Origin of the sequence: Streptomyces sp. NPDC059456 (assembly GCF_042750055.1) — a bacterium.
Taxonomy (GTDB): Bacteria; Actinomycetota; Actinomycetes; order Streptomycetales; family Streptomycetaceae; genus Streptomyces.
The window spans coordinates 1-10481 of record NZ_JBHYVA010000030.1; the positions used below are offsets into that span (position 1 = coordinate 1).

The window sequence follows — 10481 nt, forward strand, 5'->3', positions numbered from 1 at the left end:
CGGGTACGGCCACACCGCGTCGAGCAGCTCCCGCCGGCGGCGGGTCTCCCGCTCGACGGCGGCGGCCGGGACCGAGCGGACGGAGCCGATCCAGTGGGTGGCGCCGCGGCGGAACCGGGAGGGCCCGGTGCCCGGGGACAGGGCGAAGAAGGCGGCGTCGAAGATGGCGGCGAGGTGGCAGATCTCCAGTTCGCCTCCGGCCAGGCCCCCGCTGTCGACGAGGAAGCGGGCGACCTGGCGGTGGGCGCCGGCCCGGTCCACGGCCTCGCGCCAGCGTTCGGGGGCGAGGCCGCCGCCGGTGGTGAGCAGGACGTCGAGGCCGGGGGTGGCCGGGCTCTCGGCGTGGACTATTCGGCCGTCCTCCAGGAAGAGGGTGCCGCGGTCGCGGAGCAGGGCGCCGGTGGCGCGTTCGGCGGCCAGCCGGGTCAGGAGCGGGGAGACGGCGACGGTGGCGAGGCCACCCACCTGGGTGCCGTTCATCTGAGGACCAGCTCCTCGGCGAGGGCACGCAGTCTGTGCCGGGCGAGGGCGAGGTTGCCGTCGGTGCGGTCCAGCCAGAGGTGGAGGAAGACGCTGCTGTCGAAGCTGGTCTCGACGAAGCGGAGGACGTGGTATCCGGTGCGTGTGGTGACGATCAGGTCCTCCACGGGCTGGCCCAGGACCTCACCCGGTGCGGGGTCCGTCGCCGGCTGGGCGAAGGACTCGTATTCGGCGGCGGCCCGGGCCAGCTCGGCGGTCTCGGCGGCGGTGGTCTCGTGGTCGCCGACGGGCGAGTCCCCGGCGGTACCGAGGGCCAGTCCGCTGCTCCAGTCGACCAGCGCGGCCCCCCGCGCACCAGGCAGGGCCATGGCTTCGAGCAGGCATTCGTCGATCCCGGGCACGCGGGCTCCCCTCCCGGCCAGACGTGCGAAGTGCACGGTCTACGGCGCGACAGGAGGGAACTTACTCACGTTCCACAGCGCGGAAGGGGCTTCTGGCATTTTCCGCGGGAACATGCACAGAACAGCGTGGCAGCTTGGCCGGAACCAGTCGACTTCTGATCACGAATGTTGATCACGGCCGCCGGACGCGCGGGCGCGCACGGGCAGTTCACGAAGCAAGCGGAAGATGGCCGGAGAGCCGGAAGGAGCCGCCCTCGCGCTCGACGTACCCCTCGTGGCTGAGGGTGCGCAGCAGGTGGTACACGGTGGGCAGGGGAATCCCGGTGACCCGCGCGAGCCGTTTCGCCGTCGCCCCGTCCTCGGCGTACATCGCCTCGACCAGGCGCAGCGCCCGCTGCACGGAACCGATCAGGGTGGGTGCGCTGTCCTTCTGGCTTCCGTCGGTGCCCATGCATACTCCCCCTGCTCCGGTACGAGTCCTGGCACCCCCATGAAAGTCGCTCGGCGCCCGCAATCCCAGTTGACTCGCGCACGTCCGGACCTGAGATCACCACGCCCCGCCCCCGCTCGCCCCGGTTCCGACCGGGCCGGGGTGCACGGCTGCTAGTGGGTGCACGTCACGAAGGCCGGGAGCGGGGTCTCCTCGATCAGGCGGCGCGGCAGGGAGAGCGCGAAGCGGTGTTCGAGGACGGCGAGGGTGCGGCGGTCACGGTCCGCGCCGGGTTCGTCCCCGGGGCCGGCGTGGGTGCCGTCCGGTTCGAGGAGCCCGGCGGCGACGAGTTCCGGGAGCAGGAAGTCGGGCCGGCGGCCGCCGCGCCAGCACTCCTCGCCGAGTCCGAAGCAGCACACCACCTCGCCGTCCCGGGCGTACGCGAACTGCCGGGGCGGGTGGTCCGGCTGGGGGTCGAGGTGGACGGCCTCGGCGCCGGACCGGGAGACCTCGGCCAGCCGCTCCGCGCCGGCCGGCAGGCCGTGCTCGACGGCGAAGGACCAGCCCGCCCAGCTCCCGACGCGGGCGACTCCGTCGCCGTCCATCGTCTCGGCGGCCAGGCTCCAGGCGTCCCGTGCGCCCAGCGGGCCGGGCCGGACGCCCGGCACCGCGCCCAGGCGCAGCGCGAGTTCGCCCGGTGGTATGCCCCGGGCGAAGGTGAGGCCGACGTACCAGCCGTCCCAGTCCGCCAGCCACCGGATGCCGTCGCGCGTGCCCTCGGTGCTCTCCACGGTCTCCTCCGCCCCCTCGCGTCGTGCCGGTACTCCCCCGGCCGCACCATAGCCAGTGCGCGGGGCGCTGCGGGAGGAGACGTCCGACCATCGTGGCGCCGAGCCCCTCCACCTGGTAAGGATCGGGCGACGCCGGCAGCGCCCCGGTGTCCGCCGGGGCGGCCGGGGTGGCGGGCGGAGCACGGCTCCGGAGCCGTGCGCATGCAGTGGTTCGGACACGCGAGCGGACGCGGTACGGTCCGGGCCCTCCCCACCGCCCCCTCCCCCGTGTCACCCTGCCCGTCATGGAGCGGATCATCGAGGAGATACGAGAGGACCTGTCCCGCCGCATCGCGGTGACGGCGGACCGGCTCGCCGACCGGACGCTGGCCGAGGATCCCGCGTACGCCGCCCTGCTCGGGCGGGCCGAGCTGCGCGAGCGGATCCACCACAACCTGCGCCAGTCGGTGGAGGGCCTGGTCCGCGGCGTCCGCGGGCTGCCCGTGGAGCTGGCCGACGCCCGGGCCACCGGCGCCCTGCGGGCCGAACAGGGCCTGCCGCTCGCCTCGCTGCTGCGCACCTACCGGCGCGGCGGCCGCCTGGTGTGGCAGGACCTCCACGAGGCGGTGGCCGTGCACGACCCGGCGGCGCTGCCGCGGCTGCTGCCGGCCGCGGCCGTGCTGTGGGACGTACTGGACCAGCTGACGGACGCGGTGGCCGACGCGTACCGGCGCACGGAGGCCGCGCGCTGCGACCGCGACCGGGAGCGCCGGGCGGCGCTGCTGGACGCGCTGCTCGACGGTGCGGGCCCCGCGGACGGCCCCGCGGTCTCGGAGGCCGCGGCGCAGCTGGGCCTTCCCGAGCACGGCCGGTTCGCGGTCGTCGTCCTCGCCCCCGGCGGCACCGCGGGCCCCGCCGGAGCCGGCCGGGTCGGCGGCGAGCCGGCCGCCGACGGCCCGCGCGTGCTGTGGCGGATCCGCGCCGACGGGGAGACCGGCCTGGTGGAACTGGGCCACCATCCGCTGGAGTCCCTACGGGAGCTGCTCGGCCCGCTCGGGGCCCGGGCCGGGGTCAGCCCGGTCGTGGAGGGCCCCGGCGACCTGGCCAGGGCGCGCTGGCTGGCGGCGCTGGCGCTGCGCACCGTCCCGGCCTCCGGCGGTCCGTGCACCGCCCTGCTGGACGAGCGGCTGCCGACGGCGCTGGTCGCCTCGCAGGCCGAACTCGCTGGGCGGCTGCGGCAGGTGGTGCTGGGCCCGGTGCTGGCGCTGCCCGCGGAGGACCGCCGGGTGCTGCTGACCACGCTGGGCACCTGGCTGACCTGCCGGGGCTCGACGACGTACGCCGCCCAGCGGCTGTACTGCCACCGCAACACCGTCTCGAACCGGCTGCGGCGCCTGGAGCAGCTGACGGGCCGGATGCTGTCGGACCCGGCGCACGTGGTGGAGCTGGCGCTGGCCCATGCGGCGGTGGTCCAGCGGGCCGCGGGCACGCCGGCCGCGACGGCCGCGTCCACCGCACCGGGTACACCGGGTACACCGGGCGACGCGAAGCCTCCGGGCGGCCGCGGCGCGCGTCGGAGCGGGTGAGCGGGGGGCTACTGCGTCGCCCGCGCCGGCTCGGGCGGTACGGCCGGCCGGGCCGACTCCAGCAGGTACGGTACGTCGATCACCGCCACCCCCGGGGTGAACAGCAGCCGGGCCTTGAGCCGGAACGCGTTCTGGTTGTGCAGGGGCTGCTCCCACCAGTGCCCCACCACGTACTCGGGGATCACCACGGACAGCACGTCCGTGCCCTCGGCGGCGGCCAGTTCCTGCACGTGGGCGAGGACCGGACCGACCACTTCCCGGTACGGGGAGTGCAGGATCTTCAGCGGGACGCCCGGGTCGTGCTCCGCCCAGGCCTCGCGCAGCCGGCGCGCGTCCTCCTCGTCGGCCGCGACGGTGACGGCGGTCAGGGTGTCCGGGCGCAGTCCCTGTGCGTAGCCGAGCGCCTTGAGCGTCGGGGCGTGCACGTTGGCGACCAGGACGAGCACGTGGTGGCGGGAGGGTTTGCGCGGTTTGATCCCGGGGGCGACGGCGACCTGGGCGGAGACCCGGTCGTAGTGCCGGCGGACGCCCTTCATGCCCACGAACAGCACCGGCATCGCGATGACGACCAGCCAGGCGCCGTGGGTGAACTTGGTGAGCAGGACGATGACGAGGACGACGGCGGTCAGGGTGGCGCCGACCGCGTTGATCGCCAGCCTGCGGTGGATGTGGATGCGCTGGTCCCGGGGCGTGTCCGGGGCGGCGAGTACCCGTCGCCAGTGCCGGACCATGCCCGCCTGGGAGAGGGTGAAGGAGACGAAGACGCCGATGATGTAGAGCTGGATGAGGCGGGTCAGCTGGGCGTCGAAGGCCACGATGAGGGCGACGGCGGCGAGGGCGAGCAGCACGATGCCGTTGGAGTAGACGAGCCGGTCACCGCGGTTGAAGAGCTGGCGGGGCGCGTACCGGTCCCTGGCCAGGATGGAGGCCAGCATCGGGAAGCCGTTGAAGGCGGTGTTCGCGGCGAGGATCAGCACGCCCGCGGTGACGGCCTGGAGCAGGTAGAAGAGGAAGTGCCAGTTCCCGAAGGTGGCGCGGCCGATCTGGGCGAGCGCGGTGGACATCGGGGTGCCGGGGGGCAGGCCCAGTTCCGTCGGGTCGGCGGCGACGTGCACCTCGTACACCATGGCGAGGACGGTGATGCCGAGGAACATGGTCACCGAGAGGGCGCCCATCGCGGCCAGGGTGTTCGCGGCGTTGCGGCTCTTGGGTTTGCGGAAGGCGGGCACGCCGTTGCTGATCGCCTCGACGCCGGTGAGCGCCGTACAGCCGGAGGCGAAGGCCCGCAGGGCGAGGAGGACCAGGCCGAGGCCGGTGAACGTGCCCTCGGGGATGATCGGGAGGTCGGCCGATTCGGCGTGGATGGTCTCGCCGGTGGCGAGGCGGACCGCCGCGACGGCGAACATGAGGTAGATGACGAGGACGAAGCCGTAGGTCGGAACGGCGAAGATGCGTCCCGACTCCCGTACGCCGCGCAGGTTCATCAGCATCAGGAGCACCACGAACCCCACCGACAGTGCGACTTCGTGGTCGCTGAGGGAGGGGATGGCCGAGGTGATCGCGTCGACGCCGGAGACGACGGAGACGGCGACGGTCAGCACGTAGTCGACGAGCAGGGCGCTGGCGGCCGTCAGGGCGGCGGTCTGGCCGAGGTTCTCGGAGCTGACGACGTAGGCACCGCCACCGCCGGGATAGGCGTGGCAGGTCTGCCGGTAGGAGGCGACGACCACGATCATCAGGAACACGATGGCGGCGGCCGCGTACCAGGTGAGGTGGAGCAGCGTGACACCTCCGAGGGCGAGGATCAGCAGGATCTCCTCGGTGGCGTAGGCCACCGAGGAGAGCGGGTCGCTGCAGAAGATCGGCAGCGCGAGCCGTTTGGGCAGCAGGGTCTCGCCCAGTCGTGCGGTGTCGAGCGGTTCACCCACCAGCACGCGCTTCAGATTGATACGCCTCATCCCGGCATGATCGTGCATATTTCATGCACTATGCCCCGTTTTGATGCTGTGTCATACGGTGGACCCGGCCAGTTCCTCGGCCCGCAGGGCCAGCCACAGGTCGTGGCGGGCGCTCGGCGACTGCAGCAGCGAACGCTCCAGCAGGGCCTCGATCCGGGTCAGCCGCTTGCGGGTGCCGGGCACCGAGATGCCGAGTGCGGCCGCCGTCGGCACCAGGTGGGCGTCGTTGCGCAGCCAGGCCCGCACGGTCTCGCGGGCGCCGGGCGGCGCGTCCGGCCCGGTCAGCGGCTCCAGGTGGGCGCGGGCCCAGGCCGTCAGGTCGGGGTGGCCCAGTACGGCGTCCAGCGCGCCCGCACCGTCCGGACCGTGCAGACCGCCCGCACCGTCCGGACCGCACAGACCGCCGGCCGCCCCGGCCGGGGAGGTGTCCCCTCCGCCCGGGGTCAGCCGCAGCGCGAGCGAGAGCACCGCCTGGTCGGGCAGCCGCGCGAGGTCCGCCCCGAGCACCGACTCGATCAGGCGCAGCCGGGTGGCCAGGGTGTTGCGGTGGACCTTCAGCAGCCGCGTCGCATGCGAGCCGAAGTTCAGCCAGGCGTGGGCGGTGGCCCGCAGCTCCTGCGCGCCGGGGTCCTGCGGGCGGCGCGGCTCGTACGTGTGCAGCGGCGCGAGCAGCGCCCCGGCCCAGCGGGTCCCTGCCGTGTGCGCGGCCAGCTCCAGCTCCGGCCCGGGGCCGAAGCGGGCGTGCCGCCCGGCGCGGCCGCGGGCGACGGCCAGGGCGTGGAAGGCCTGGGTGTAGGCGGCCGGGGCCTCGCGCAGCCACAGGTGGCCGCTGACCCCGACCGCGCGGTCCCGGGCCTGCCCCACCAGTGCCTCGGCGAGGGGGTCGTGCCCGCCGCCGGCCCCGGCCGGTGCGGCGGGTCCCGCGGGGACCAGGGCGATGAGGTGGCGCACGTACACCGGGCAGCGCACGGTCCAGGCCCGGCCGCCCGTCAGCTCCGCGCAGAGCCGGGCCACCTCGCCGCGTGCACCGGCCCGGCACTCCACGACGTACATCCGCATCGGATCGGGCAGCGAGGGGCACAGCGCCTCGGCGATCTGGTGGGCGGTGGAGAGCCTGCCGTTCATCAGCAGGTGCAGGACGGCCTCGCGGGCCCGTGATTCGGCGCGCTCGGCCCGCTCCTCGCGCCGCTCTGCCTCCTCGGCGCGCAGGACGAGGGCCAGCACCTCGGCGGCGTCCCCGAGGAGCGCGGACGCCCCGGGGTGGTGCGGCAGGTCGAGTACGGCGGCCAGGGCGCGGCTCCCGTCCAGCGCGAACAGCAGCGCGGCCGAGCGTTCGCCGTGCAGGACGGCCGAGCGCACGCCGCGGGAGCTGAGCTCCGCGGCCCCGCGGAGGGCGAGTTCCGGACCGGCCGCACCCCCGGCCTCGACCACGCCGGTCCAGCCGCCCAGCCGGGCGGCGAGCCACTGCACCAGTGCGGCCGAGCCGCCGGAGTGGGCGAGCCGGTGCAGTTTGAGGACGTCCTCGGACCGGCTGCGGGAGCGGTCCGCGGCCGACGGCGTCGCAGCGGGCGGCATCGGGTGGTGCGAGATGACGGGCTCCCTCCGGTCCGGGTCGCGCCCGCGCCCGGTCACGCGGCGCGCACACTGTGCCCAGTGTTACCCGTACCGCCCGGTCGCTGTGCAGGGCGGACCCTGCGGACCGGGCGGCGCCCGCCTACGTTTGACCACGAGCGGTCGGGGACCCCGGCGTCGACGGGGGAGTCGCCGGGGCCCCCTCTCGCTCACATCCGGGCGGCCGCGCTGCGGATGGCCTCACGGATGCGGAAGTAGGTGCCGCAGCGGCAGATGTTGGCGATCGAGTCGATGTCCTCGTCGGTGGGCGTGCTCGTGCGCTTCAGCAGGGCGACGGCGGCCATGATCTGGCCGGGCTGGCAGAAGCCGCACTGGGAGACGTCCTGTTCGAGCCAGGCCTCCTGCACCGGGTGCAGCTCGTCGCCGTCCGCCAGCCCCTCGATGGTGGTCACGGTCTTCCCGTGGCAGGCGGAGACGGGCACCACGCACGGGCGGATGTCCGCTCCGTCGAGGTGGCTGGTGCAGGCCTTGCAGACGTCGACGCCGCACCCGTACTTGGGGCCGCGCACGCCGAGCAGGTCGCGGAGCACCCACAGCAGGGGCAGGTCGTCGGGCGCGTCCACGGTGACGCTCCGCCCGTTGACGGTGAAGGTGTGCGAGGGCACGGCGGACTCTCCTGAACCGGGCGGTCGGCTAACGGGGGTAGGGGGTGAAATCGACGTCGAAGTCGAGGGGGAAGCTGCGCGGTGTGCCACCGGTGGCCCTGGCCCAGGCGTTGGCGATCGCGCCGACCGCCGCGGGGACGCCGAGCTCGCCCGCGCCACCGGGCTCCGCACCGGTGGCCGGCAGCACGAAGACCCGTACGTCGCGCGGGGTGTCGCGCTGCCGCGCCCAGTGGAACTGGCTGTAACGGCCCTCCCGCGGGAGCCCCTTGTCCAGGTGGAGCCCGGCCTTCAGGGTGGTGGAGATCGCGTCGGTGAGTCCGCCGATCATCTGGGCCTCCAGTCCGCGCGGGTTGACGGGCAGGCCCACGTCGACCGCGATGACGGCCTTGGTGACGCGGACGTGTTCCCGGTCGCGGGCATCGATCTCGACCAGGCAGGCGGTACGGGACTTGTACTCCTCGTGGAAGGCGATGCCCTGCGCGCAGCCCGCCGGCATCGGCCGTCCCCACTGTCCCTCGGCCGCCGCCTTGTCGAGCACGGCGCGCTGGGCGGATGTCTTCAGGAAGGCGCGCCGGAACGCGTACGGGTCCTTGCCGGTCCGTGCCGCGAGCTCGTCGACCACGATCTCCTCGGCGCCCCGGGTGTTGGCGGAGTACACCGAGCGCCACGACCCGGTCGGGATGCCGGTGGGCACCTCGGTGAGCGCCTGGGTGGTGAGCCCGAAGTGGTACGGGGACTTCACGGTCGTCAGGAAGAGGGTCTGTGCGAGGGTCGCGTTGCCGATGCCGAGCGGCAGACTGGCGGCGGTGGCGGTGATGATCTCGCCGAGCCCGTGCCGGAAGTCGGTCTCGGCGGCGGCCACCCGGTGCTCGAAGGTGAGCACTTCGCCGAGCAGGTGGGTGGCGCGGATCTTGTGGTGGGTGGCGGGGCGCATCCGGCCGTGCCGGGTGTCGTCGACGCGGGTCCACATGAGGCGGACGGGGCGGCGGCAGGCCTTGGACACGCGGGCCGCCTCCAGCGCGGCGTCGAAGAAGAGCCGCCGGCCGAAGGAGCCGCCGGCCTGGACGACGTGCACCGTGACCTTGTCGAGCGGCAGCCCGAGGTCGGCGGCGATCGTCTCGCGGGCCACGATCGGGGACTTGAGCCCGGACCAGATCTCGGCGCGGTCCTCCCGTACGTCGGCCACGGCGGAGTTGGTCTCCATGGGGGCGTGGCTGACGAACGCGAAGTCGAACTCGGCGTCCACGTAGGGGGTGAGCAGCGGCGGCACGAGCAGCGGCGGGGTGGCGGCGCGCAGTTTGGCCCTGATCTGCTCGTCGGAGAGCCGGTCGGCGGGGCCGGGGCCCCAGGTGACCTGGAGGGCGGCCCTGGCGTCGAGGGCCTGGCCGAAGGTCTCGGCGACGACGGCGACCCCGGTCGGGACGGTGACCACGTGCAGGACGCCGGGCATGGCGCGGACGGCGGCCAGGTTGGCGACGGACGTGACGCTGCCGCCGAGGGTGGGCGGGCGGCGGACCACGCAGGGTTTGGCGCCGGGCACGTCGAGGTCCAGGGTGTACTGCTGGGCGCCGGTCACCATGGCGCGGGCGTCGATCCGGCCGGTGGCCCTGCCGACGAGGGTGTGCTTCGACGCCTGCTTCGGGGTGGCGCCGGGGACGGACAGGGCGGGGTCGGCGGCGGCCGCGGCGAGGCCGCCGTAGTCGGCGGTGCGGCCGTCGGGGGCCCGTACGGCGCCGTCGGCGGTGGTCAGCGAGGAGGCGGCGAGGTTCCACCTGCGCGCGGCCGCGGCGACCAGGCGGGCGCGGGCGGTGGCGGCGGTCTGCCGGACCGGGTCGTAGAGGGAACGGATGGAGTTGGAGCTCCCGGTGAGCTGGTTGAACAGCAACTCGGGCCGAGCGTCGTCCAGTTCGATGCGGACGGTGGCCAGCGGCGCGTCGAGCTCCTCCGCGACGAGCATGGCGACGGCGGTGGTGAGGCCCTGGCCGACCTCCTCGCGCGGCAGCCGGAAGCGGATGGTTCCGTCCGCCTCCACGGACAGCGCCAGCAGGGCGGAGGTCGGGGCGCCGGCCAGGATGAACAGGTCGCCGAGGTCGACCAGATCGGCCGGGGCGGGCAGGGTCGGGACCACGGCGTGGGCGGACTGCGGGGCGAGGGCGTCGGCGCCGGCCCGGGTGACGAGGGCGAGCGTCGGCGCCGCGACGAGGTGCGTGAGGAAGGAGCGGCGGCTCTGCCCGGCCATGGTGCTGTGTCCCCGCCCTTGCGCGGGCCCGCCTTCGCGGGCCGCTCCGACTCGTTACCGGCACGTAGCGTAGCGATCACCGCGTGGGGTGGGAAGCGGGGCGGCCCCGTCACCGCCGTGCGGGGACGGGGTCCTTCGTTCGGGGGGTACCCCGGGGCGGGCGTTGATCCGGCCCCGGTGCCGCTCGCGCCGCCCCGAGGACTCGTACGTCTCGTCCGTACGATCGATCCGCCTCTTCCGAAGGGCCGGTTTCCGGCCGCGGGAGGACGATGGAGGAAGAGCGGCTCGGGCCCCCGCGAGAACCGGGGCGCGCCAAACAGCGAGTGTGTGTGTGGGGGGTGAAGAGTGAGAGAGAGACACACACCCCCAGAGTGTGATAA

The 10481-nt window shown here is 74.4% G+C and carries 7 protein-coding genes and 2 pseudogenes; 1 reads left to right on the plus strand and 8 read right to left on the minus strand.

Going from position 1 to position 10481, the window contains the following annotated elements:
• From ACFXA3_RS05015 to ACFXA3_RS05030, 4 genes and pseudogenes are all read right to left on the minus strand, one after another.
• Nucleotides 1-480: pseudogene (locus ACFXA3_RS05015) on the minus strand (transcriptional regulator); the annotation flags it as partial.
• Nucleotides 477-881 carry a hypothetical protein gene (locus tag ACFXA3_RS05020; protein ID WP_385182077.1) on the minus strand — a complete coding sequence of 135 codons (405 nt, stop codon included), beginning with the start codon at nucleotides 879-881 and terminating at the stop codon, nucleotides 477-479. The gene ACFXA3_RS05020 and the pseudogene ACFXA3_RS05015, both read right to left, overlap by 4 nt.
• 235 nt (nucleotides 882-1116) lie before the next feature.
• Nucleotides 1117-1332: pseudogene (locus tag ACFXA3_RS05025) on the minus strand (helix-turn-helix domain-containing protein); the annotation flags it as partial.
• 152 nt (nucleotides 1333-1484) lie between these two features.
• A complete protein-coding gene (locus tag ACFXA3_RS05030; RefSeq protein ID WP_385182080.1) occupies nucleotides 1485-2102 on the minus strand; it encodes a DUF6461 domain-containing protein in 618 nt (205 codons plus the stop codon).
• A 284-nt stretch (nucleotides 2103-2386) separates the two neighbouring features.
• Between ACFXA3_RS05030 and ACFXA3_RS05035 the strand changes: the two genes are divergently transcribed.
• Entirely contained in the window at nucleotides 2387-3667 is a 1281-nt protein-coding gene (locus ACFXA3_RS05035; RefSeq protein WP_385182083.1) for a helix-turn-helix domain-containing protein, read from the plus strand.
• 8 nt (nucleotides 3668-3675) lie between these two features.
• Here ACFXA3_RS05035 and ACFXA3_RS05040 read toward each other — a convergent pair whose 3' ends face one another.
• From ACFXA3_RS05040 to ACFXA3_RS05055, 4 genes are all read right to left on the minus strand, one after another.
• A complete protein-coding gene (locus ACFXA3_RS05040; protein ID WP_385182085.1) occupies nucleotides 3676-5625 on the minus strand; it encodes an APC family permease in 1950 nt (649 codons plus the stop codon).
• Nucleotides 5626-5676: 51 nt separating this feature from the next.
• Nucleotides 5677-7257 (minus strand): helix-turn-helix domain-containing protein, encoded by a 1581-nt coding sequence (locus ACFXA3_RS05045; RefSeq protein ID WP_385182088.1) that lies wholly within the window; start codon nucleotides 7255-7257, stop codon nucleotides 5677-5679.
• 149 nt (nucleotides 7258-7406) lie between these two features.
• Nucleotides 7407-7862 (minus strand): (2Fe-2S)-binding protein, encoded by a 456-nt coding sequence (locus ACFXA3_RS05050; RefSeq protein ID WP_385182090.1) that lies wholly within the window; start codon nucleotides 7860-7862, stop codon nucleotides 7407-7409.
• Nucleotides 7863-7890: 28 nt separating this feature from the next.
• Nucleotides 7891-10101, minus strand: coding sequence for a molybdopterin cofactor-binding domain-containing protein (locus ACFXA3_RS05055; protein WP_385182093.1), 2211 nt, complete (start codon nucleotides 10099-10101; stop codon nucleotides 7891-7893).
• Between the last annotated feature and the right edge of the window lie 380 nt (nucleotides 10102-10481).